Origin of the sequence: Nocardiopsis tropica (genome assembly GCF_042660575.1) — a bacterium.
Classification (GTDB): Bacteria; Actinomycetota; Actinomycetes; order Streptosporangiales; family Streptosporangiaceae; genus Nocardiopsis; species Nocardiopsis tropica.
The window spans coordinates 1-22,783 of sequence record NZ_JBHSUF010000026.1; the positions used below are offsets into that span (position 1 = coordinate 1).

Genomic DNA, 22,783 nt, shown 5'->3' on the forward strand with positions numbered 1-22,783 from the left:
GTCTCTTTCCGAACCCGGTCGTTAAGTCTCCTTGCGCTGATGGTACTGCCCTGTGGTGGGGTGGGAGAGTAGGTCGCTGCCACGGTTTTTTGTGGGGAGGGGGTTGCCTTGTGGGCGGCCCCCTCCTTTTTTGTGTGGGGTGGGGTGGTTCTTTGGGGGCTGTCTTGGCCCTCTTTTTTGTGCCTGTGCTTGTGCGTTTGTGAATCGGATGGTGGGCAGGAGTGGTGGTGGGGGGTGGGGTGGCCCCCCTGTTTCCAGGAAAGCGGAGTGGGGGTGTGCCGCGCCAGGGGAGGATGCCGCCTGTGGACGACACGACCCCGCAGGCACTCACGGCCTCCAGGAGACGGGTGAGGGCTTTCCGTGCGCGTCGCCGGGGCCGCACGCCCGACGACCCCGCCCGTGCCCCTCGGGGGGACGTGAGCCTTCGGGGGGCAGGACGCGCCACCGGCCCTCCTCCGCGTCCCGCGGGCGCTCCCGGAGCGGTGCCGGGCCGACCTCGGCCGGCGGGGGCGCCGCACGGGGTGACCGTGCCTGCCGTGCCCGGGATCTCGGCACGGGCACCACAGGAAGCGCCTCATCCCCGGACCCGGCCGCGGGCACCGGGAGGAGGCGCCCGTCGCAGCGGGACCGGATGCACCAGGGGGCGGGGTCCCGCACAGACAGCGCCTGGGTGGGGCGCTCGGAAGTACGCGGGGGAGGCGGCCGGAATTGGGGAGCCGCTTTTTCTCAGTCCTCGTCGGCTTCGGGGGAGTCGATGAGCTGCCGCAGCAGCGCAACGAAGTCTTCTTCGCTCATCGCCGACCAGTCCACGTGCTCGTTCATGCTCTGCGGTTTTCCCAGCCTGCGGACCAATAAGCCTGCGGTGGCCGAATTGCTTTGAGAAGACTGGGTTAACACCGCGTTGGCGCAGGTGGAGGAACCGTGGACAAGCGGGGCTGAGCCCCTCGCGGACCTTTTCCGGGTTCCTCCCCCGCCACGTCTCAGACGCGCTGCTGGAGGGCGCTCCGGCACTCGGGGCAGCGGCACCGCTTGTTGTACCCGGTGACGGTGCCGTGCGGCAGGGAGGGGTCCCGCTGCTCGGTGAGCGTGAAGTCGAGCTGGTCGCCGAAGGCTGTGAGGACCCGCGCGGTCGAGAAGACCTGCTTCGGGGTGATGCCCAGTTCGGTCGCCGCTTCGTCGATGTGCCTCCCCATGCGGAGTTTCGCGATGAGACGGGACCGGGTACTCGGCGGCATCTGGGCCTCCGCGTTCGCGATCAGCTGCTCGGCGTCGTCAATGGGGTAGCTCATGGGTTTCCTCTATGTGTGCGGGTACGCCTGCCGCAGCAGGCACCTCAAGCATCGTACGCGGTTTCTTCCCGCTGGTATCGGGGTGAGACATAGGTGACAGGCGATGCCGAACCCCGTCTCCGCCCGGGTCGCCCTCCAGCGGTCTCCCGTCCCTTCGTGCCGGTGTTCTCCTCGGCTGCCTCCGTCGGTCCGTGTTGTTCGACCCTGAGTGGTCCATGTTGTCACTGTGACTGAGGAGAAGGACAAAACCTGGAGTGTTCGATGGTGAACATGCGCCTCTCAGTTCTTCAACCTGGCTACTTAATGTGACAAAAGGCAGGTTTGCCGCCCATGAGGGTGGAAGGAGGGAACCTGTAATGCATAGAATCTGCTGCTCTTTTCTAGAAACGCATTGCTAGATGCTAGGCGCCGTGTTTCGCTGGTGTCCTACCATCTTCGCTCTGCGTCATTGGATGAGCCTCATGACCAGCCCCACGGTTCGTCGTCGGCGACTGTCCGCCGAACTCCGCCGCCGCCGAGTCCAGGCCGGCCTGACCCTCAGCGATGTCGCAGAGGAGCTGGAGTGGTCCCCGGCCAAGCTCGGACACATCGAGACGGGTATCCGCAAGTGGCCCTCCGTCATGGAGATCGCGGCCCTCCTCCGCCTGTACGGGGTGACGGGAGGCCAGCGCGAGGCCATCCTGACCCTGGTCCGGGAGTCCCGGCTCCGACCCTGGTGGACCGAGTACGAGGACGTCCTCTCCTCCGCCTACGTCGGCAACGAGGCCGGGGCCGTGTCCGTCCAGACGTACGCGGGCATCCTCGTCCCCGACCTCCTCCAGGTGCCCGACTACACCGCCTCGGTGGCCCGCGCCCTGGGGCACGGGGACCGGGGGGCCGACCGCATGGTCGCGGCCTACCTCAAGCGCCAGGAGGTCCTCGACCACGGCGGACTCGAGCGCTACCACGCCGTCCTCGAGGAGGACGCCCTCCACAGGATCGGTTCCGACCTGGAGCTGTTGCGGGCGCAGACCTCCCGGATCGTCGAGCTGGCGACCGGGTCCGACCGGGTGACGGTGCAGCTGCTGCCCACCTCGGCCGGACCCCACCGCGGGGTGGCGGGTCCCTTCTCCGTCCTGGAGTTCGACGAGGACGAGTCGGCGCTCGCCTACGTCGACGCGACCCAGGGAGGGTCGATCGTGGAGTCGGACGAATCCGTCCGCGCCTGCAAACAGGTATGGTCCGAACTCACCGGCACAGCGGCGTCTCCGCAGGCCACCATCGGGATCCTGCGGAGGATGGCGCTGCTGACCTGACCCCGCCGGCGCCCCGGCAGGGGGATCGACGCCAGAAGTTGGTGCGAATCGGTCCACCGTGGCAGGGACCGCCCCCGATGGCTTGCTAGTCTGCTAGGTGACAACCTCATAAAGTTCTCCACGGAGCCCCCGTCCCCTGACGGGAGCCCGTGTGCACGCACCGGATCAACGAAAGGGTCCAGACAGTGAAGAAGATCATCGTTCTGGCGCTGGTGGCCCTCGGGGCTTTCGCCGTCTACCGCAAGATCCAGGCGGACCGCGCCGAGCTCGACCTGTGGACCGAGGCCACGGCGGCCAGCGAGAGCTGACCACCGGGCCGCCCGGCAGCCGCGAGCGGCCGGGTGGGCGCCATCGGGCGAACCGGGGGTGGGCGCGGCGCGCGCCGTCCCGGATCCCGCTCATCAGTGACACGAAGACGTGGGTGGGCCGACAATCCTGTGGCGCGACCCACGGCTTTGTGCTGTCACGGGTCCTCCCCGGCGACCGCATGATCGCAGACGCCTCCGAGGACGGTATGCTCTGCATAGCGGCCCGGGCCTGAGTCCGGGTTCCGCGGGGCCATAGCTCAGCTGGCAGAGCGCCGGTTTTGCATACCGGAGGTCAGGGGTTCGACTCCCCTTGGCTCCACAGCGAGAACGCGCAGACCAGACGTTGTGACGGGGACTCCCTACCGGGGGTCCCCGTTCTCTGTTTCCGGGGCCTGGAACACATTCAGTACAGGTTGGCACGGTCATGCCGCCTTGGCGAGAGCAGCGGCACGCCCTGCCGCCATCTGCTCGGCCACCTCGTCAAGACGGTCCGGGAACAGGTGCCCGTAGTGGTCGAGGGCCATGGTCGCCGTCGTGTGCCCCAGCATCATCTGCACGACCTTCACGTCCGCGCCCGACGCGATGGCGAGAGACGCCGCGGTGCCGCAGCTTGTGCGCCGTGATGCCGAGGTCGGCAAGGGACGCGGCAACCACGGCAGGGTCGAACACCCGGCGCCGGAAGTTGTCGTACCGGAGCATGCCGCCTTGGGGGCGAGGAAGGTCCGGAACTCCCCCGCCGCCGAGGCAAGGTCCTCAACCTGCCGATGGTTGAGGTAGACGTGCTCGGAGGCGGGCAGTCGAGGGAGCTTGGCGTCCGTCGCCACGTTTACGGCGACCCTTGACGACGCCACCGCCGAGTCGAGGATCATCGACAGCACGCCGTAGATCTTCCGCACCGACGACGCGCTGAGAAGGTCTCGGCGAGCTCCTTGCCGCGCAGGTCGTAGTAGCGCACCTTGCACCGGCCGGGCGGGGCGCGCTTGGCCTTCCGGGCCGCTGCCACGCGGTTCGCGGTAGCTGGTACGCCTGACCATGTCCTCGATCCACACACGGGTCACGTGTCCTCGCCGCCCTGGTCCTCGTGGCGGAGGTCCGTACTCTCCTGGTGGGCTCGGGCTCGGTCAGCCATCCGACGCTTCTGATCCACGCCCTTCTCGAAGCCGCGTAGTCCTCGCGGAAGTCGTACTGGGGCACGCTTCCACCACGGCCGCACGGTGTCCTCGAAGTCCTCTGAGTCGCCGTCCTCGGAAGGTCCTCTGCTGGGTAGGGGCGAGTCGCCGTCCAGCCAATCCCAGGCGTCAGCAGCGGCGAGCTCCCCGTGCCCGGTGACTGCTATCGGTAGTTCTCGGTCGACTTCCACGGGAAGGAGCAGCGCGTTCGGGGTCGCGTCGAGTAGCACTGCGAAGGCGACCAGCTCATCCACCGTGACGCGCCGCTGACCCTTTTCGATGCGCGTAATGGCGCTGGCCTGCAGCGGGACGCCTCGATCGGTTAGTTCGTTCGCCAGGGCTTCTGTGGTCTTTCCTCGTTTGGTCCGCAAGGCACGGATGTTCCTCGCGACGTAGGACCCGTTCGGCCCGACTCCCCCATGGGTACGTGAGTTCCTGTTTTCTGTCACGCAAGCAGTTTACATGCTCGTTGACAGGAATCAATGGGAACGCCTAGGATCACCTCCAGATTAACTGGCTGGCAAGCAACTTGCTGCTTAAAACGCAGAAAGGGGATGGGATGGAATCACGACACCTCACGCCCGAGGAGTTGGCGGAGCGTTGGCGGAGCAAGGTTCAGACCCTGGCGAACATGCGCTACCGCGGTGACGGTCCGCGCTGGATCAAGTGCGGACGTCTCGTGCGGTACCGCCTCGCTGACGTCAAGGCATACGAGGAGTCCAAGGCCCAGGGTGGCGCTGCCGCATGAGCACCGGTACCAGCACGAGCGACCCCCGGCCGGGCCTGGACGAGGGTCGCGAACAAGCTCATGTGAACCGAGCTGGGCCCGTCGTAGCTGACCTCCACTTCGACGACCTGTGCACCTTGTGCACCGTCGCCGCTCTCCGGCTGGCGAAGACCGTGGAGGTCCTGGCCGCCGGGGACGTCGCCCTCGCCATCCGGTGCGACCACGGGGCGGAGCCGCCCCGGTGACCGAATACTCCGAGACCACCCGGACGGGGGTGACGGCATGACACCCGCGTTCGACGGAACCGACCAGCTCCATGCCGCACTGTGGGCGGTCCGGCGCGGGTGGCACGTCTTCCCCACCGACCACCCCGCTCTCCCCCACTGCGTGGGCGTCGGCGCCCACCACGACCCCCGCGCCTGCGACCTCGGCAACGGCAAGAAGCGCGGTAAGCACCCCGCGTTGGCGTGGGGGCGCATGGCCGCCCAGTACGGCGACGACCTCGACGAGGTCACCCGGTGGTTCACCACCGACCCCCGCAATGTCGCCATCGCGTGCAAGCCGTCCGGGCTCCTGGTCGTCGACGAGGACACCCCCGGGGCGTTCGCGCGGTTCGCCGCGGCCAAGGGTGTGACCGTCCCAGAGACGTTCACCGTCTCCACCGGGCGCGGTCGGCACTACTACTTCACCAACCCCGCCAACCTCGGTAACGCACCCAAGGAGTTCAAGGGCCACGGCATCGACATCCGAGGCGGCGGAGGCCGTGACGGCGGGTACGTGATCGGGCCTGGTTCGCTTCACTCCACCGGCGTCATCTACACCCCCGACCACCCGGACGCGCAGGTCGCCGAGTGCCCCGACTGGCTCATCGACGCCTTGGGCGGACACCCCGCCGAGGTGCCGGCACCCGTACCGGGCACCCCGGCCGCTCGCCTGGACCTCCCGGTGCTCGACCAGCCACGCACCCGCGACCACACGCGGCCGGTCCCGGCCGGAGAGCGCTACCAGACCCTGTTGTCCTACGCCGGGCGTCTACGGCGCAGCGGCCTCGACTACGAGGAAGCCGAAGCTCTCTTCCGCGCCCGCTGGGAGCGGTGTGAGCAGCCCCCCGGGGACGAACGCACCTGGGCGGAGTCGGTCGCCACGCTCAAGGACGTGTTCGACCGTTACGACGCCGGAACCGACCTCGCCCAGGAGCACGGCCAAGAGGTGACCGACGAACCGGTCGCCGACCGGTTGTCCGTGCTGCGCTCCCTGCTGGTCGACTCCACCGGCCTCGACTCGATCCCCGACCCCGAACCGATCATCGACAGCGTCCTGTTCCGGGACAGCCTCGCCTGGCTCCACGGCAAGCCGGGACACGGCAAGAGCTTCGTCGCCCTGGACTGGGCGGGATCGGTCGCCACCGGCCGCACCTGGCACGGCAACGCCATCACCCGCCCCGGGGGAGTCGTCTACCTCGTCGCCGAAGGAGTCACCGGGGTCCGACAGCGGGTGCGCGCGTGGGAGGACGCCGCCGGCGCCCCCATGGCGGGCGTGCGGTTCCTGCCCGTCGCCGTCCAGCTGCTCTCCCCCACCGACCGGGACGCCTTCGTCGCCCTGGTCGCCGAGCTGACCCCCGCTCTGGTCGTCATCGACACCCAGGCCCGGGTCACGGTCGGCGCCGACGAGAACAGCGCCCAGGACATGGGGCGCCTCGTCGCCGCCGCCGACGCCATCCGGGACGCGACCAGCGCGTGTGTGCTCCTGGTCCACCACGAGGCGCGCTCCGGTGACACTCTCCGGGGCTCCACCGCGCTGGAGGGTGCGGCGACCACACTGATCCGGGTCACCAAGGACGGGGTCGCGGTGCGCATCGACTGCACCAAGCAGAAGGACGCGGAGCCGTTCCCACCCCTGCTGCTGCGACTGGTCCCCCGGGGCGCGGGTGCCGTTCTGGAGTCCCATTCGGGCGTGGGACCAGGGAGAGAACTCGCCCCCAGCGACGACAAGCTCCTGTCCGCCATGCGGGACTCCTTTGGGACCACCGGCGCCACCAGCGCACAGCTCAAGGACGCTGCCGCCGTGGCCAAGTCCAGCTTCTACCGCTCGTTGAACGTGCTGGTCACCAGGGGTCTTCTGATCAACACCGGTACCGACAAACGCCCGTTCTACACGCTCGCGGGAAGCACCGGACCAACCGCAGTCCCAACCGGTTCCAACCAGTCCCACGGGAGTACCGGAGACCGGTCCCAGGTCCCCCACCCCTCCAGGGGTGTGGCTGACGGGACTGGTTCCCCCCGGGGAAACGACAAGACCCCCTGCCGAGAGTGTGGCAAGCCCCAGCGCAATGCCGGGGGCTCCCCCAGCTGCTTCGACTGCCGGCCCCACCACGGCGCCGCATGACCCCCGGGCGCCCGCACCCGGCGGGCGCCCCGACCCGAGGAGGACACGATGGCCACCCGATTCAAGCGTGAGAAGCCCGAGCAGTACGGGTCCGCCGACATCGCGCAGATGACCCCCCACGAGATCGTCGACGCCAAGCACGCCGGCCACCTCGCCGACATGCTGGCCGGCAGCGGCCCCGACGCCCAGGTCGACCACGCCCCCACGTGCGAGAGCCCGGCGGTCGCCCGGCTCCCCCGCAGGGGGGCCGTCCGCCAGGGAGACCCGGTCGTCTACCAGTGCCGATCCTGCGACGCCACCAAGGAGGCGTGACCATGACCCGGGACCCGATCACCTACCTGCCCGACAACGCCTACCTGCCCGACAACGTCCACCAGCTCGCCGACAAGTGGCGCGAGGCCGTGCGGCGCGTGGCTGACCTGGAACGCCGCCAGGCAGAGGGCAGGGAGGCCGTGCGGACCGCCGAGCACGCCTACGCGACCGCCCTCAGGTCCGCTGCTGTGGCGGACGGCCCCCTCCCGGGGGGCGAGTCCGTCGAGGACGCCAAGGCCGACCTGGCCGACATCACACCGCGCATCCCCCACGCGCGCGCTGAACAGACCCGGCTTGCCCGGGAACTCGTCGTGCAGCTCCGCACCGACACCTCCCGCGCCTACGTCGCCGAGCGCGTCGCCGCGTCCCTGCGCCCCGCCCTGGAGGTCTACCGGCAGGTTCTGGTCGACGCCGAGGAAACCGTCGGTCGCGCGGCGGCGGCGCTCACGCCTCACCTGTCCCTGCTCGGCATCGTCGAGGCCCTGGACACCGGAAAGCCGGTGTTCCGCCACGACGTCCACCCCGTCGCGCCGTCCTTCCTGCACGCCCGCCGGGGCGTGAGCGACATCGCCCAGCGGCTGGCGGGACTCTCTGAGAGGACGCGTCCCCAGCAGCGCCGGGTCAGGCGAGTCAGCGATGGCCGCGTGATGACGGTGACTCATCAGATGGCCGCTGACATGGTGCGCGACCTGGGCACAGACGGTGTTCAGTTCATGGACGGGTGGCCTGCCGAGCGGCCGTCGCACCCGATCCCGCACCTGTGACTCGGCAATGCTCTGACCTGGGGGTGGACCCCCTGGAGGGGTAGGGCGGGGGAACGCTGGGGAGGGCCGGAAAAAGTCCGTCAGGATCAAAGGTCCGACCCGGGTCACGGATCGTGACGAAATGGTGGAGGGGGTACCGGCCTCGAACCGGTGCTCCCTCCGTTCTGGAAGTCGGCGCCCACGGTGTCCGTCCCGCAGTGAGGTGGGGAGCCCTCTCTCGGGATGGCGTCCGGGGACGTGTTCCCGGCGTGCCCCGCGTGCGCGGTGGTAGCCGTGGACAGGCACCGCCGGAACGGGGGCCAAGCGCTTTGGGGCGGGGATTTCGTCATGCCCTCGGAAGGGTCCCGGGTCAGCTGGTGCGCCCCTCGGCGATCTGCTGGGCGCGTCCCTTGCTCACGCCGAGAGCCGCGCCGACGTCGGCGCGGCTGGCCCCTGCGGCCCACATCCTGGCCCGGCGCGCCGGCCTCATGTAGACGCGAACGCCGGCGTCCCGCCCGGCGCAGGAGCGGACCGTCCGGTCCCGCCTGCCGGGTTGTGCGGGGTTCTTCCGACCGTGTGGGGGTCACGTGCGGTGCTCCTGCGAGGGCGCCTGTACCTCGGACTCGCGGAACCGGCGGTGACCGCCCGGGGTCATGAGGCTGCCGATCCGCCCGGCGAGCGCCCACCTGGTGACCGTCTCGGGATCCACCCGGAACAGGCGGGCGACCTCCACCGGGGTGAGCAGGGGGCCGGGATAGGGCATCTGGTCGGTCTTCACCGGTTCTCCCCCTGTCCGTCCTGCCGGTGCATGTGGTCGCCCTGGTGGTCGACGGCTTCCTCTCCCTGGTCGGTGAGCGGTGCGTCGTCAGGGTCGGGGCTGGTCACGGTGCTCACCTCGTGGTGCGGGAACGGACGGCGCGGTGCGGGCGCGCCCGCCGGACCGGCCGACCAGCCGCCGGTTCCGTCGACCGGTGTTCGCCCTATGAGTTCTATAAGGAGAAAAACCCGAATGGGGACATGTGCCCGTATTCAAGGGGACCTGGGGTTCGAAAGTAGGAATTGTGTTCGGTTACCAATGAGTAGCGTAAAGTTCGGTCGTCCGTGATGTGAAAAGGGGGGCCCTGGGGAGGCGGCCCGCGTGCGACCCCGGAGTGCCTATAGTCCGTTCGGGTGAGAAGGATGACGGAGAGTCCACTTCGGCCGTGCGCGTCCGGGTGGGGCCAGTCACTCATGGGATGGCATGAAGTCGCAGGTCATAGGGCTTGTCGGTGAATGGTCTGCCCATGACCTTTCATTCCGGTTACGTGGACCCGCCCGTACCACATGCGGTGACTCTGCGTGTGTGTATGATGACACTCCCTCTCAGTGCAATGGTCCTACTGGGCCATATGAGAAATAGGCCTCTTGGGGTCTGTTGGTGAACTGGGACGATCCGTAGTTTCGACACCAGCGACAACGAGGAAGACACCGCGCCGAAACGATCGACCGCCGAAGACGGCCCGTACGGCCCCCCGTACGTGCTCCGGCCCCGTCATCGGATCGGTCCGCTTCTCCTCACCGCCGACGGTCGCGCCGGTCGGCGGATTTCCGATCACCACACATGCTGATCTTGGGAGTGGGGCAACATGTGGAATGAGAAGATGGCAGCCCGTGCCAAATGCCGGGAGATCGATCCTGACGCCCTGTTCGTGCAGGGTGCGGCGCAGAACCGCGCCAAGCTGATCTGCCGGGGATGCCCGGTGCGTACCCAGTGCCTGGCGGAGGCGCTGGACAGCCGTATCGAGTTCGGTGTCTGGGGAGGCATGACCGAACGCGAGCGCCGTGCCCTCCTGCGTCGCCGCAAGGACGTGGTCAACTGGTACGAGCTGCTGACCAGTGCCGAACGCCGCTACGAGGCGGAGCAGGCCAGGCAGGACGACCTCCGCTCGGGGGCCGTCGCGCCGGTCGGCACCGCCGCGGAGACCCCTGCCGCGGAGGCCGATGCCGCCCCCGTGGCCGTTTCGGTCCACGTGGCGGAGGCGGCTCCGGTCCCGGTCGTGGTGCGGGCCTGATCCGCGGCGCGGGCGGCTGAGCCGGACCGGCCTCCGGGGAAGGGGCGTCCCCGGACCCGGTCGGGCAGACGAAAGTCGTGGTCCGCCTCCACCCCAGGGGGGAGGGCAGGATCAGGGGAGGATCAGGGACGGCCCCGATGGCGGTGGCCGAACCTGTGACGCATGATGGTGGGAGTACGGCTGAACTGGGCCGTGCTCCCGTCGTCGTTGGGAGTGGGAGTGGCTGTGCAGGACCCTCAGTATCCGGCGAGACGCCCCTGGGAACCGCAGGCCCAGCCGCAGATTCGCCTCACCGACGCGCAACGCGACTCCGTCATCCAGGTGTTGCAGGAGGCCTTCAGCCAGGGCCAGCTCGACGAGGAGGAACTCGACGAGCGGACCGGCAAGGCCATGAAGGCCAAGTTCGGCGCCGACCTGGCCCCTCTGACCGAGGACCTCGGGGTGGCGCCTCAGGGCTCCACCGCCGGATCGGGGGCGTCCCCGTTCGGCTCGCCCGGCGGAGGCGGCGGGCAGAGGCCCGGACCCAGGGAGCCCCTGCCCAGTACCCCCGTCGAACGCGTGGTGGCCGCGGTCGGGCACGGCGGCAACTACCTCTTCCCCGTGGTGGCGCCCCTGGTGCTGTTCCTGGCCAGCGACAAGATCTCGCCGTACGTCCGGCGCCAGGCCATGGAGTCCCTCAACTTCCAGCTCTTCTGCCTCGTCGGAGGCATCGCGAGCCTCCTGCTCGCCTGGCTGGTCCTGCCGATCGTCGTGGTCGTCGCCATCGCCCTGGGCTGGGCCGTCCTGCCGGTCATCGCGTCCGTGGCCAGCCTCACGGGGCGGAACTGGCGCTACCCGACGCCCTACCGCTTCCTCAAGGACGACTGAGCCGGCCCACGTCCCCGGTCCCGGCACGACGGGGCCGGGGCGGGAGGACCCGCCCCGGCCGGAGGGGATGAAACCGCCGCGTCGGCGGGGGCCGGTCGCCCTCGCCGCCGGACGCGGTGGTCCGTCTGTCGTCGTGTCGTCGTCCTGCCGGGCACCCGTCGGTCGGCCTCTACCGGCCGGGGCGCCCGTTCTCCTTGGCGCGGTTGTCGCCCGAGGCGGCGCGGACGGTCTCCTTGGCCTTGCCCTTGGCGGCCTTGGCGGTCTCCGTGGCCTTGTCGGCCGCGTCGGAGGCCTTCTCCTCCAGGTTCTCGCGGGTCTCGCGGACCTGGTCGCGGGCCTGGTCCAGGTGCTCCTGCCACTCCGCGTCCTGCGACGCCTGCCGCAGGCGGATCAGCGAGTACACCACCACGCCGCCGACCACGGCGGCGCCGCCGATCAGGAGCCCGCGGGGGATCCGGCGGCCTCCGCGGCTCAGCAGCCGCAGCCCTCTGCGACCCGGGTTCGGGTCGACGCGTTGTGCCGCGGCGCTGAGGAGCCCGGCCACGCGGGGCGCCACGGTGTCCTCCACGCGCAGCGCGGCGGTCTCCAGTCGGGGGGCGGTCCAGCCACGCGCCTGGAGGAGCCTCAGGGAAGCCTGGTCCCGTGCCTGGTCGGCATACGGGCCGAGCCGGTCGGCCTGCTCCTTGGCAAGGTCCTGCAGACGGGCGAGGGTCGCCTCGGCCTCCTTGCGACGCTTGGCAGTGTTAGGCACGTCGTCAGCTCCTTCGATCGTTCACCGGTTCCTACGGTCCCCACCCGGCGTGGCCGACGCGTCGAGCCACGATGGGCGGCTCCTCGTCGTCCTTCCCCGTTATCCGGGTGTTATCTCAACATACGTCCTCTCCGTCGGCGATCGGAGTTTCGACACCAACGGACGGATTCTTCTCCGTCCCCTCCTTCCCACGTATCGCCGTCCCTCACACCACACCGGCATGCTCCGCCCCACACTGCCCGGCTCCGGGACGGTCCGCCGGGTTTCGGACGAGCCCGGGAAGCGGACGGGTAACGTGAGCACGTAAACGAAGTCGACCGAAAGGCACGTAGGTGTCGGACTCCAACGGTCAGCCCACTGCGCGGCTGAACACCTCCAAGGGAACCATCGTCGTCAAGCTGTTCGAGGAGGAGGCTCCGGAGACGGTCGCCAACTTCATCGGCCTGGCTGAGGGCACCAAGCAGTGGATGGACCCCACCACGGGCAAGCCGTCCAACAGCAGCCTGTACAACGGCACGATCTTCCACCGCGTCATCGACGGCTTCATGATCCAGGGCGGGGACCCGCTCGGCACCGGCCGTGGCGGCCCCGGCTACACCTTCAAGGACGAGATCCACCCGAAGCTGCGCTTCGACCGCCCGTTCCTGCTGGCCATGGCCAACGCCGGCCCCGGCACGAACGGCTCGCAGTTCTTCGTCACCGTGGAGAAGCCGTACTGGCTCGACGGCCGCCACACCATCTTCGGTGAGGTCGTCGAGGGGGACGACGTGGTCACCGCGATCTCCAAGGTCGACACCGACTCCCAGGACCGTCCCCGCGAGGACGTGGTGATCAACAGCATCGAGATCACCCGCTAGCCGACCGACGAGCAGGCCAGGACACCGAGGAGTGAGAGACAGACCATGACCGCGCCCCCGCCTCCGTCCGGTGCGGCACCGGAACCGGGGCCGACGGCCCCGCGCACCTGTTACCGGCACCCCGACAGGGAGACCGGGGTCAGCTGCACCAGGTGCGAACGGCCCATCTGCCCGGACTGCATGGTGGAGGCGTCGGTGGGCTTCCAGTGCCCCCGGTGTGTCGCGGAGGGGAACCGGGGCGTGCGCCGGGCCCGGACGCCCTTCGGGGGCCGGACCGTCGCCAAGCCCTACGTGACCTGGACGCTCCTGGGCCTGATGGCGGCCGGGTTCATCGCCCAGCTGGGCACGTCCGACCCCATCGGTCAGGCGGGTTACTCCGGGCTGATCCGGGAGTTCGCCATGCTCGGCTTCGGCCGGTGGGAGGACGGGACGCTCCGCGGTGTGATGACGGGCGAGTGGTACCGGCTGATCACCGCGGCGTTCCTGCACGGCAGCATCTTCCACCTGCTGTTCAACGGGTACGCCCTGTACGTCCTCGGGACGCAGCTGGAACGCTGGCTGGGCCACGGGCGGTTCCTCGCCCTGTGGGTGGTCGGCGCGCTCTCCGGTTCGGTGCTGAGCCTCCTGGCGGCGCCCACGCAGCTGTCCGTCGGCGCCTCCGGCGCGATCTTCGCCCTCTTCGGCGCGGTGCTCGTGATCGGCAAGAGGCTCGGCCTGGACCTGCGGATGGTGCTCGTGCTGATGGGGGTCAACCTCGTGTTGACCTTCGTGGTCCCGAACATCTCCTGGACCGCGCACATCGGAGGGCTGGTGGCCGGGCTCGCCGTCGGCGCCGTGTTCGCCTACCTGCCGGGCAGGCAGGCCAAGGCGTCGTCCCGGACGCTGACGCACGCCCTCCTGGTCGCCGCGCTCGTCGCCCTGCTCGCGGTCCTGGTGGCCGCTGCGCCGGTGATCGTCCTCGGCTGAGGGCCGGTGCCTCGTCGGCCCCGGGGGTTCTCCTCCGGGGCCGACGTCGTTCCGTGGGTCCACCCCGGTGCGGGCATGGCGAACAGAGCTACCCACAGCCTGTGGATAACCCTGTGGAAAACATGGATATGGGCTGTTCAGGCCCTATAAGGGGCGCTGCTCGCACCACCGTTGGCGGCTGCGTTCCGCGCACGTCCGAGACACCGCTCGCCCCGGGGGGCGTCGGGTCGGTCGGGCGTTCGCTCGGCGGGGGTCAGTGCCAGCGCGTGGAGAGGACGACGGCCACGATGATCCCGCTGAAGCCGATCAGCAGGTTCCAGTTGTGCCAGTCCTGCATGTACGGGACGTGGTCGCCCGCGATGTAGTAGACCGCGATCCAGAGAATGCCGAGGGCGAAGAAGCCCAGCATCGTCGGCACGAGCCAACGCGGACTGACCTTCGGCTTCTCTTTGGAAGGAGGCGGAGTGTAGACAGCCTTCTTCTTGCGATCGTTGCGGGACTTGGGCACGGTCGCTGCTCCAGTACGGTGGGGCGGTTCGGAACGAGAACACAGTCTACGCCCAGGGGGGAGCCCCCGTCACCGGTGGGACGCCCGGGATCCCGGGCGCGGCCGCCGGCCCCGGAACGCCCCAGGCCACACGGGTCCGGAACGGCGGACGGGCCGTACCCCTCGGGGTGCGGCCCGCCGTCCCGCTCTGCGGAGCCCCTACTGCCAGGCCGGGTGCCACTCCTGCGGACGGAAGTCCTGCGGGCGGAAGACGAAGCCGTCCGGCCCCTCCTGCCCCGGCGGCGTCCCCCCTTCGCCCGGCGGGGTCTCCCCCCCGCCCGGAGGGGGCTCCTCGGATTCCGTCGGCGGCTCCTCCTCCGCGGGGGCCGTCGCGATCGTGACGGTCACCGTGGTGTTCGGCGCGACCATCTGCGCCGCCTCGGGCGACTGCGAGATGACCGTGCCCTCCGGCTGGTCCGACGTCTCCTGCTCCTGGAAGGAGGCGGTCAGGCCCACCTGGCCCAGGGCGGACTCGGCTCCCCCGCGGGTCATGCCGCGGAGGTCGGGCACCGCCACCTGGTCGGGTCCGGAGGAGATGTACAGGGTGATCGCCGTGTCCGGGGAGGCGTCGTCGCCCGCGGGCGGGTCGGTGCCGATGGCGCTGCCCTCGGCGACGCTGTCGTCCGACCTCTGCTCCGGGGTGACGTTCTCGAAGCCCGCCTCGTTCAGGGTGCTGACGGCGTCGGCCTCGCTCTGGCCCTCCACGGAGGGGATCGCCACGTCGCCCGGCCCGGAGGAGACGAAGAGGACGATCTCCTCCGTCACCGCGGTCTCGCTCTCGGCGGGCGGGTCGGTCTCGATGACCGTGCCCTCCTCGACCTCGTCGTCGGCCCGGGGCTCGGAGGTGACGTCCTCGAAGCCCGCCTCGGTGAGGGTCGCCCGGGCCGCCTCCTCGGTGGATCCGGCGACCGACGGCACCGGCACCGTCTCCGGTTCGGAGGGACCCCGGTTGAACAGGACGAACACCAGGATCAGGGAGGCGATCACGCCGACGGCGAGGAGGACCCAGAGGGCGGCCTTGCCGGCGCCGCCCTTCTTCCGGTCGTCGTCGTACCGCTCGTCGTCGTAGCGGTCGTCGTCGTACCGGTCGTCGTAGTCGTCGTACCGGTCGTTCGCGGGGGGCATCGCCGTCGTCGCCCCGGCGGTGGCCATCGCCATGGTGCCCGCCTGGGTGGGCATCCCCGCCAGGCCGCGCTGGATGTCCGCCCGCATCTCGGCGGCGTTCTGGTAGCGCTCCTCGCGGTCCTTGGTCATGGCCCGGAGGGTGATGTCCTCCAGCCAGTCGGGGATCTGCGGGTCCACCTCGGTCGGCGGCACCGGGTCCTCGCGCACGTGCTGGTAGGCGATCGACACGGGGGAGTCGCCGGTGAACGGCGGCCGGCTCGTGAGGAGCTCGTAGAGCACGCAGCCCGTCGAGTAGATGTCGCTGCGGGGGTCCACCCGCTCACCGCGCGCCTGCTCGGGCGACAGGTACTGGGCGGTGCCGATGACCTGCGAGGCCTGGGTCATGGTCGCCTGGTCGTCGTTCATCGACCGGGCGATGCCGAAGTCCATCACCTTGACCTCGGCGTTGCGGGTCAGCATCACGTTCGCGGGCTTGATGTCGCGGTGGACGATCCCGTTGTCGTGGCTGTACTCCAGCGCCTTGAGGATGCCGTCGACCAGTTCGGCGGAGCGTTCCGGCAGGAGTCTGCGGTCGTCGTCCAGGAGCTCCTTGAGGGTGCGCCCGTCCACGTACTCCATGACGATGTAGGGGATGGACACCCCCTCGACCATGTCCTCGCCGGTGTCGTAGACGGCGATGATGGCCGGGTGGTTCAGCGAGGCGGCCGACTGGGCCTCACGCCGGAACCTCGCCTGGAACACGTGGTCGCGTGCCAGGTCGTGTCGGAGGGTCTTGATGGCGACGAGCCGGTCGAGCCGCAGGTCGCGCGCGCGGTAGACCTCGGCCATGCCACCGCGCCCGACGACGACGTCGAGCTCGTAGCGTCCGCCAAGGAGCCGGGGCTGGGACATGTCGTGCACTGATCCTTGTGTCTTCCGGAAGCCGCCCGTGGGCCGCCGCCTACCCTGAGCGTCTCTCGCTCATTGCCTCGGTATCGAGATGCTGTCGGGGGGAGGTCCTCCGCCGTTGTCCTCGCCACCCGGGTCCGGGGGCGGGGGTTCCTCCTCGCCCGGTGTCTCCTCCTCCGACCCGTCGTCCTCGCCGTCCTCGGGAGGACTGCTCTCCTCTTCGTCCTCCTCCGGGAGGGGTGACTCCGCCGTCGGGGACGACTCGGTCTCCGGCGACCAGTCCGGCTGGTTGTCCGGCACGACGGGGACGTCCACCGGGGCGGACTCCTCCGGCTCCTCCGAAGGTGAGGAGGACGGCGAAGGACTCGTGGCCGGCGGCTCCACCGCGTCACGCATGGGGTCCACCTCGCGGTTGCCCCCGTAGAGGAAGCCAGCCACCACCGCGGCGACGATCAGGACCGTCGCCGCGACCGCGGCGAGCACCACGGAGGCGCTGATCCGGCGCTCGGAGGACCCTGCAAGCCTAGCGGAGTCCTCTTCCCCCACCGGGGTCACAGCCGCCTGACCGGCGGTTCGCCGGGACACCGGCCCCGTCCCGGGGTCGGGGACCGCGCCCACCACCATGGTCTGGGCCATGCCGTTGAACCCCGCGGAGGGGGTCGGCGGCCCGGTGCCCGCGTTGGAGCGGATGACCGCGGCCAGGTGGGCGACCTCGCTCGCCGAGGCCGGCCGCTCCTCGGGCTCCTTGAGGAGCAGGGAGGTCACCAGGTCGTCGATGTCGGCCGGGATGTCGTCGGGGAGTTCCGGCGGTTCGTCGCGGGTGTGCGCGAGCGCCAGCGCGACCGGGCTGTCGCCGGTGAACGGCGGGGTCCCGGCCAGGCACTCGTAGGCCACCACGCCGAGCGCGTACAGGTCCGACGAGGAGGTCGCCGGGCGGCCCGACGCCTGCTCGGGCGAGATGTACTGGGCGGTCCCCATGACCATGCCGGTCTGGGTGAGGGTCACCGACATGTCGCCGCGGGCGATGCCGAAGTCGGTCAGCTTGAGCTGCCCGTCCGGGGTGACCAGCAGGTTGCCCGGCTTGATGTCGCGGTGCACCACACCGCGTGCGTGCGCCGCCGCGAGCGCCTTGGCCGCCTGGCAGACGAAGTCGAGGGTCTGGTCCGGGCTGAGGTGGCCCCGTTCGCGCAGGACCTGGGAGAGGGGGTTGCCGACCACCAGCTCCATGATCAGGAAGGCGCGGCCGTCCTCCTCGCCGTAGTCGAAGACCTGCGCGATCCCGGGGTGCGAGAGGCCGGCGGTGATCCGGCCCTCGGTGCGGAACCGCTCCCGCGCGGTGGGCTCGGCCATCTGCGAGGGGTGGAGGAGCTTCACGGCGACGGGCCGGTTGAGCAGGGTGTCGGTGGCCTTCCATACCGTACCCATGCCTCCCGAACCCACCTGTTCCTCCAGGCGGTAACGGTCGCTCAGAACGGTCCCGGTGAGATCACCGGGACCGTTCCGGGAAGACGGCTCGTAGGCACTCACTACTGAACCACTGCCTCCATCATCTGACGGGCGATCGGAGCGGCGAGCTCGTTTCCGCTGCCGCCGCCGAACTCGACGACGACCGCGACGGCGACCTGCGGGTCGTCGGCGGGGGCGAAACCGATGAACCAGTTGTGTGTGCTCTCCGTGCCCGTCTCGGCGGTGCCGGTCTTGCCGGCCACCTGGACGTTGGGGATCGCCGCGTTGGTACCCGAACCGCCCTCGCCCGTGACCAGGACCATCATCTCGGTCAGGTCCTGGGCGGTACTGGCGCTGACGGCCTGGGAGTAGCTCTCCGGACTGGTCTGCGTGATCACGGACAGGTCCGAGTCGCGTACCGAGTCCACCACGTAGGGTCGCATGACCTCGCCGTCGTTGGCCACACCCGCGGCCACCATCGCCATCTGGAGCGGGGTCGCCTCGACGTTGGACTGGCCGATGCCGGCGCGGCCGAGGATGTTGCGGTCCTCCTCCGGGGGCGCGAAGCTCGGGGTCACGCCGAGGGGGATCTCGAGCTCCTCGCCCTCCGGCGGATTGAACCCGAACTTGGTGGCCTGCTCGGCCAGGGCGTCGCCGCCCATCTCGATCGCCCAGTTGGCCATCGAGGTGTTGCACGAGATCTGGATGGAGTGGGCCAGGGTGTCGGGCTGGCCGCCGTTGCAGGTCCCGCCGGGGGTGGCGTTGGGCAGGTCGTGCCCCAGCGACAGCCGGTCGGGCGCGTCCATGGTGCTGTCCGGGCCCGCGTCGAGGGTCTCGATGGCCGCCGCGGCGGTCACCACCTTGAACGTCGACCCCGGGGGGTAGCGCTCGTTGAGGGCCCGGTTGAGCAGCGGCTTGGCCGGGTCGTTCTCCAGCGCCACGTAGTTGTTGGTGGCGTCCTCGAGGTCGGTGATGCTGACGACCTCGTTGGCGTCGTAGGACGGGTAGGACACCGCGCCCAGGACCGCCCCGGTGTTGGGGTCGATCGCGACGGCCGCGCCGTTCTTGCCGCCCAGGCCCGCGAAGGCCTCGTAGCCGGCCTCCTGCACCTCGGGGTCGAGGGTCAGCTGGACCTGCGCCCCCTCGGGCTCGCGGCCGGTGATGATGTCGCGGAAGTTGCGCACGGCCAGGCGGTCGTCGGAGCCGTCGAGCAGGGTGTTCTCGGTGTCCTCGACACCGGAGGCGCCGTACGTGCGGAAGGAGCCGACGATCGGCGTGTACAGGCCGCCGCCGGTGTACTCGCGCTGGTAGCGGGCGGGCTCGCCCTCCGGGGAGACGTTCTCCGAGAAGGCGACGTTCTCCCCCGCGACCTGGATGGGGCCGCGCGGTTCGCTGAGGCGCTCGCTGTACGTGCGCCGGTTGAGCGGGTCGGCGCGGATGGAGTCCGCCTGGAAGCCCTGGATCCAGGTGATGTTGAGCATCAGGATCCCGATGAGGATCAGGGCGAAGACGCTCAGCCTGCGGATGGGTGTGTTCATCGTCGGATCACCTGGGTCGCGCCCTCGTCCTGGATCGACTGCGGTGCCGGGCGGCGCGCGTTGTCACTGATGCGGAGCAGGATGCCCATCATGATCCAGCTCGCCATCAGCGCCGAACCGCCGGCGGCCATGAACGGCGTGGTGGAACCGGTGAGCGGGATGACGCGGGAGATGCCGCCGAGCACGATGAACACCTGGTATGCGAGGACGAACGCGATACCGCTCGTCAGAAGCTTGTTGAACGGTCCGGTCGCCGCGAGCGCGATGCGCATGCCGCGCTCCACCAGGAGGCCGAGGACCATGAGCACGGCGAGCAGGCCGGTCAGACCGAGCTCCTCCCCGATGGACGCGAGGATGAAGTCGCTGTCCGCGGCGAAGGTGTTGTGGGCCTGGCCGCCGCCGATGCCCGTGCCGAAGAGCCCGCCGTAGGCCATGCCGACCAGGCCCTCCACGAGCTGCTGGCTGCCGCCGACCGCCTCGTAGACCTCCTGGTCGAACGTGTTGATCCAGATGTTGACGCGGGCCCGGACGTGCCAGAAGAGGAAGTAGGCGAGCGTCGCGCCGCCGGCGAACATGACCAGGCCGATGGTCACCCACGAGGAGCGCTGCGTGGCCACGTACAGCATCGCCAGGAACGTGCCGAAGAGCAGCAGGGAGGTGCCCAGGTCGCGCAGGACCACCAGCATGCCGATCGCCAGCAGCCAGCCGACCAGGATCGGGGCCAGGTCGCGGGCGCGGGGCAGCTCGATGAGGGTGAAGCGGCCGACCTTGATCGGCTTGCCGACGATCTGCAGCACCTGGCGCTTGCTCATCAGGTAGGACGCCAGGAAGATCACCAGGGCGATCTTGGCGAACTCCGACGGCTGCATGGTGAACGGGCCGATCTTGATCCACAGCTGGGCGCCGTAGACGGCGTGGCCCAGGCCCGGGATGATCGGGAGCATCAGCAGCACGATCGCGACCAGGGCGCTGATGTAGGTGTAGCGCTGAAGGATCCGGGGGTCCTTCAGGAAGACGATGATCAGGAAGCAGCAGATCAGGCCGACCGCGGTCCAGACAAGCTGCATGCCGACGCCGGCGCCCTCGATGTTCTCCTCGTGGGAGGCGTTCAGGCGCCAGATCATCGCCACGCCGATCCCGTTCAGGAACAGGGCGCACGGCATGATCAGCGGGTCCGCGTAGGGGGCGAGGAAGCGCATCGCCACGTGGGCGACGGCGGAGAGGGCGCCGAAGGTCAGGCCCACGGTCCACATCGCGGAGGGGACCTGGCCGTTGAGGTTGAGTCCGGCGATCGCGATGCCCGCCATCGTGATGAGGATCGCGATGACGGTGAGGACCAGTTCGGCGTTGCGCCGTTTGACCGGGGGCAGCGCGGTCGGCGCCTCCGGTGCTGACGTGCTGCTCAAGCCGGACTCACCCGGTCCCTTCCTCGGAGCCGGTCCCCCGGTCGCCGCCGGCGGGGCCCGAGCCCTGGTTCAGCCTCTCGACGCTCTCCCGCGCGGCCTCGAGGCTCTCCGCGGGGATCGTGTTCTCCACGGCGTCGCGGTCCGCGTCCGCCAGGGAGTCGAGGGCGATCTCGGTGTCCTCCAGCTCGTCCGACAGGCTGAAGCCGGCGATGTCGGTGTTGATGCCCTGGTAGATCGCGACGTTGCCGCTGGAGGACGGGCCGACGTAGTACTGGCTGTCCACGTACTGGCGGCCGAAGTAGTAGGTGGCCCCGGCGACGACCGCGACCACGACCACGAACACCAGCACCATCGGCCACCAGCGCCTGGTGCGGTACTCGGCGTCGGGCTCGGAGCGGCCCCGCCGGTCGGCCGGCGGCGCCTCGTAGTCGTCGTAGCCGTCGTACTGCTCCTGGAAGGCGGACTCGCCCGGGGCGTCGTCCCGCACGGGGTCCATCTCGGCGGTGTCCCCGCCGGTGCCGCGCAGTTCCTGCGCCCGTCTCGCGGGCGAGTCGTTGCCCTGCTCCGCGGCGTCGGGCTGCTGGTCGGCGGCGCCGACGACCTGGGCGGCGGGCGTGGGGCCCTCGCGGTCGGTGTCGGTCTCGATGACGTCGGCGACGACCACGGTGATGTTGTCCGGGCCGCCCCCGCGGATGGCCAGCTCGATGAGCTTCTTGGACGCCCCGCGCGGGTCGGACTCGGTCGCGAGGGTCTCGTGGATGGTCTTCTTGCTGACCACCCCGGAGAGCCCGTCGGAGCAGAGCATGTAGCGGTCGCCGACCTTGGCGTCGTTGATGGAGATGTCGGGGTCGACCGGGCTCTTGCCGTCCAGGGCGCGCAGGATGAGGGACCGCTGCGGGTGCGTGGCGACCTCCTCCTCGGTGATCTTGCCCTCGTCCACCAGGGTCTGCACCAGGGTGTGGTCGTGGGTGATCTGCTCGAAGCGGGGGCCGCGCAGCAGGTAGGCGCGCGAGTCGCCGATGTGGATGAGCGCGACGCGGGCGCCGGACCACAGCATGGCCGTCAGGGTGGTGCCCATGTTCTCCAGCTGCGGCTCCTCCATGATCCGGCGGGAGAGGGAGGCGTTCGCCTGCTCGACGGCGCGCTGGAGGACCTCGGGCATCTCGTCCGACGTGTGGGTCTCGGAGTCGAGGCGGCGGATCGAGGAGATCGCGATGGAGCTGGCCACCTCACCGCCCGCGTAACCGCCCATGCCGTCGGCCACAGCGAGGAGGTGCTGGCCGGCGTAGCCGGAGTCTTCGTTGCCTTCGCGGAGGCATCCAACATCGGAGTACGCCGCGTATCGGAGAGCGATTGTCATTTGCGCAGTTCCAGGACGGTTTTGCCGATACGGATGGGCTGACCCACCGTGATGGGCTGGGGGCGGTTCAGCTTCTGCTGGCCGAGGTAGGTGCCGTTGGTCGAGTTGAGGTCTTCGACGAACCAGCGGCCGTTCTCGGAGTAGACGCGCGCGTGCCGGCCCGAGGCGTAGTCGTCGGTGATGACGAGCGTCGAGTCGGGGGCGCGTCCGATGGTGATGGGTTGGGACCCCAGGTCGACGGTGGTGCCGGAGAGGGACCCCTGGGTCACGGCCAGCACGGTCGGCTCGTTGCGGCGCTTGCGCTGCGGCCGGGCCTGGGAGTGGGAGGGGGCGGGCGCCTCCCTGCGCTGGGCGGGGCGCGGGCCGGGCCGGGGCTTCTTCCGCGGTTTCTTCTTGGACGGGCCGAAGAGGTCCGTGCGAATGACGCCGACCGCCGTGAGGACGAACAGCCAAAGCACCGCGAGATACGCGATCTTGATCAATATGAGGGTCAAGTTGGACATCGAACTGCTCTTCAGCCCCTGTCGTGCTTCGGCCGGGGTAGCGGTCATCGGCGCCGCCACCGTGTCTTCCCCACCTTCGGGTCGGTGAGTGTCGAGGTCGCTGGTCGCGGCCTGCGGCCGCGGTCCGTGTGCCCGATCGGTCAGGTCTTCGCGGAGACTACCTTCCCGACCGGATATCCGACAGCAGGTCCGTATTCGACCCGCCCCGGGTACGACCTGTCAGACGCCGACGGAACGGTGTTGGTTGCGG

Annotated in this window: 22 protein-coding genes, 1 tRNA gene, 1 rRNA gene and 1 pseudogene; 13 read left to right on the forward strand and 12 right to left on the reverse strand. The window is 69.8% G+C overall.

Features of this window, described 5'->3' with window-relative positions:
• Positions 1–85 (forward strand): 5S ribosomal RNA (gene rrf / locus ACFQBR_RS33680); the annotation flags it as partial.
• 895 nt (positions 86–980) lie between these two features.
• On the opposite strand, the gene ACFQBR_RS29875 is transcribed toward rrf, so the two are convergent.
• On the reverse strand, positions 981–1,289 hold the full coding sequence (locus ACFQBR_RS29875; protein ID WP_267947404.1) for a hypothetical protein: 309 nt from the start codon (positions 1,287–1,289) through the stop codon (positions 981–983).
• Positions 1,290–1,750: 461 nt separating this feature from the next.
• On the opposite strand from ACFQBR_RS29875, the gene ACFQBR_RS29880 reads away from it, so the two are divergent.
• From ACFQBR_RS29880 to ACFQBR_RS29890, 3 genes are all read left to right on the forward strand, one after another.
• Complete coding sequence (locus ACFQBR_RS29880; protein ID WP_267947405.1) at positions 1,751–2,584, forward strand: helix-turn-helix domain-containing protein; 834 nt, start codon at positions 1,751–1,753, stop codon at positions 2,582–2,584.
• 185 nt (positions 2,585–2,769) lie between these two features.
• A complete protein-coding gene (locus ACFQBR_RS29885) occupies positions 2,770–2,892 on the forward strand; it encodes a DLW-39 family protein (protein WP_014912962.1) in 123 nt (40 codons plus the stop codon).
• Between the two features lie 246 nt (positions 2,893–3,138).
• Positions 3,139–3,211: transfer RNA gene (locus tag ACFQBR_RS29890), tRNA-Ala, on the forward strand.
• A 103-nt stretch (positions 3,212–3,314) separates the two neighbouring features.
• Here ACFQBR_RS29890 and ACFQBR_RS29895 read toward each other — a convergent pair.
• Together ACFQBR_RS29895 and ACFQBR_RS29900 are read right to left on the reverse strand one after the other, a co-directional pair.
• The gene (locus tag ACFQBR_RS29895; RefSeq protein ID WP_344178957.1) at positions 3,315–3,788 is read right to left on the reverse strand and encodes a hypothetical protein; all 474 of its coding nucleotides are present in this window, start codon (positions 3,786–3,788) and stop codon (positions 3,315–3,317) included.
• 158 nt (positions 3,789–3,946) lie between these two features.
• Positions 3,947–4,510 carry a helix-turn-helix domain-containing protein gene (locus ACFQBR_RS29900; protein ID WP_344178959.1) on the reverse strand — a complete coding sequence of 188 codons (564 nt, stop codon included), beginning with the start codon at positions 4,508–4,510 and terminating at the stop codon, positions 3,947–3,949.
• A gap of 110 nt (positions 4,511–4,620) precedes the next feature.
• Between ACFQBR_RS29900 and ACFQBR_RS29905 the strand changes: the two genes are divergently transcribed.
• The 5 genes from ACFQBR_RS29905 to ACFQBR_RS29925 are packed head-to-tail and all read left to right on the forward strand — an operon-like array spanning position 4,621 to position 8,249.
• Positions 4,621–4,809 carry a helix-turn-helix transcriptional regulator gene (locus ACFQBR_RS29905; protein ID WP_344178961.1) on the forward strand — a complete coding sequence of 63 codons (189 nt, stop codon included), beginning with the start codon at positions 4,621–4,623 and terminating at the stop codon, positions 4,807–4,809.
• Positions 4,806–5,033, forward strand: a complete 228-nt coding sequence (locus ACFQBR_RS29910; protein WP_344178964.1) for a hypothetical protein — start codon at positions 4,806–4,808, stop codon at positions 5,031–5,033. Before ACFQBR_RS29905 ends, ACFQBR_RS29910 begins: the two co-directional genes overlap by 4 nt.
• Before the next feature lie 37 nt (positions 5,034–5,070).
• Positions 5,071–7,173, forward strand: a complete 2,103-nt coding sequence (locus ACFQBR_RS29915; protein WP_344178967.1) for an AAA family ATPase — start codon at positions 5,071–5,073, stop codon at positions 7,171–7,173.
• A gap of 48 nt (positions 7,174–7,221) precedes the next feature.
• Positions 7,222–7,485, forward strand: a complete 264-nt coding sequence (locus ACFQBR_RS29920) for a hypothetical protein (protein ID WP_344178969.1) — start codon at positions 7,222–7,224, stop codon at positions 7,483–7,485.
• Positions 7,486–7,487: 2 nt separating this feature from the next.
• Positions 7,488–8,249, forward strand: a complete 762-nt coding sequence (locus tag ACFQBR_RS29925) for a hypothetical protein (protein WP_344178971.1) — start codon at positions 7,488–7,490, stop codon at positions 8,247–8,249.
• Positions 8,250–8,811: 562 nt separating this feature from the next.
• On the opposite strand, the gene ACFQBR_RS29930 is transcribed toward ACFQBR_RS29925, so the two are convergent.
• A complete protein-coding gene (locus ACFQBR_RS29930) occupies positions 8,812–8,991 on the reverse strand; it encodes a BldC family transcriptional regulator (protein WP_344179096.1) in 180 nt (59 codons plus the stop codon).
• Between the two features lie 862 nt (positions 8,992–9,853).
• On the opposite strand from ACFQBR_RS29930, the pseudogene ACFQBR_RS29935 reads away from it, so the two are divergent.
• Together ACFQBR_RS29935 and ACFQBR_RS29940 are read left to right on the forward strand one after the other, a co-directional pair.
• Positions 9,854–10,162 (forward strand): annotated as a pseudogene (locus tag ACFQBR_RS29935) (WhiB family transcriptional regulator); the annotation flags it as partial.
• Between the two features lie 342 nt (positions 10,163–10,504).
• Positions 10,505–11,146 carry a DUF1707 and DUF4870 domain-containing protein gene (locus ACFQBR_RS29940; protein ID WP_267947407.1) on the forward strand — a complete coding sequence of 214 codons (642 nt, stop codon included), beginning with the start codon at positions 10,505–10,507 and terminating at the stop codon, positions 11,144–11,146.
• A gap of 169 nt (positions 11,147–11,315) precedes the next feature.
• On the opposite strand, the gene ACFQBR_RS29945 is transcribed toward ACFQBR_RS29940, so the two are convergent.
• Positions 11,316–11,897, reverse strand: a complete 582-nt coding sequence (locus tag ACFQBR_RS29945; RefSeq protein WP_267947408.1) for a hypothetical protein — start codon at positions 11,895–11,897, stop codon at positions 11,316–11,318.
• 332 nt (positions 11,898–12,229) lie between these two features.
• Between ACFQBR_RS29945 and ACFQBR_RS29950 the strand changes: the two genes are divergently transcribed.
• A complete protein-coding gene (locus tag ACFQBR_RS29950) occupies positions 12,230–12,754 on the forward strand; it encodes a peptidylprolyl isomerase (RefSeq protein ID WP_267947409.1) in 525 nt (174 codons plus the stop codon).
• Positions 12,755–12,799: 45 nt separating this feature from the next.
• The gene (locus tag ACFQBR_RS29955; RefSeq protein ID WP_267947410.1) at positions 12,800–13,720 is read left to right on the forward strand and encodes a rhomboid family intramembrane serine protease; all 921 of its coding nucleotides are present in this window, start codon (positions 12,800–12,802) and stop codon (positions 13,718–13,720) included.
• A 253-nt stretch (positions 13,721–13,973) separates the two neighbouring features.
• Here ACFQBR_RS29955 and ACFQBR_RS29960 read toward each other — a convergent pair whose 3' ends face one another.
• The 7 genes from ACFQBR_RS29960 to ACFQBR_RS29990 form a co-directional block, all read right to left on the reverse strand.
• Positions 13,974–14,228 carry a cell division protein CrgA gene (locus tag ACFQBR_RS29960; protein WP_267947411.1) on the reverse strand — a complete coding sequence of 85 codons (255 nt, stop codon included), beginning with the start codon at positions 14,226–14,228 and terminating at the stop codon, positions 13,974–13,976.
• Positions 14,229–14,426: 198 nt separating this feature from the next.
• The gene (gene pknB / locus ACFQBR_RS29965; protein WP_344178977.1) at positions 14,427–16,283 is read right to left on the reverse strand and encodes a Stk1 family PASTA domain-containing Ser/Thr kinase; all 1,857 of its coding nucleotides are present in this window, start codon (positions 16,281–16,283) and stop codon (positions 14,427–14,429) included.
• Between the two features lie 69 nt (positions 16,284–16,352).
• Positions 16,353–17,807 carry a serine/threonine-protein kinase gene (locus ACFQBR_RS29970; protein ID WP_344178980.1) on the reverse strand — a complete coding sequence of 485 codons (1,455 nt, stop codon included), beginning with the start codon at positions 17,805–17,807 and terminating at the stop codon, positions 16,353–16,355.
• The gene (locus ACFQBR_RS29975; protein WP_344178982.1) at positions 17,807–19,264 is read right to left on the reverse strand and encodes a peptidoglycan D,D-transpeptidase FtsI family protein; all 1,458 of its coding nucleotides are present in this window, start codon (positions 19,262–19,264) and stop codon (positions 17,807–17,809) included. Before ACFQBR_RS29975 ends, ACFQBR_RS29970 begins: the two co-directional genes overlap by 1 nt.
• Positions 19,261–20,670, reverse strand: coding sequence for an FtsW/RodA/SpoVE family cell cycle protein (locus ACFQBR_RS29980; RefSeq protein ID WP_344178984.1), 1,410 nt, complete (start codon positions 20,668–20,670; stop codon positions 19,261–19,263). The genes ACFQBR_RS29975 and ACFQBR_RS29980 overlap by 4 nt, the downstream gene beginning before the upstream one ends.
• A 7-nt stretch (positions 20,671–20,677) precedes the next feature.
• A complete protein-coding gene (locus ACFQBR_RS29985) occupies positions 20,678–22,030 on the reverse strand; it encodes a Stp1/IreP family PP2C-type Ser/Thr phosphatase (protein ID WP_344178986.1) in 1,353 nt (450 codons plus the stop codon).
• A complete protein-coding gene (locus ACFQBR_RS29990) occupies positions 22,027–22,533 on the reverse strand; it encodes an FHA domain-containing protein FhaB/FipA (protein ID WP_267947417.1) in 507 nt (168 codons plus the stop codon). Before ACFQBR_RS29990 ends, ACFQBR_RS29985 begins: the two co-directional genes overlap by 4 nt.
• Between the last annotated feature and the right edge of the window lie 250 nt (positions 22,534–22,783).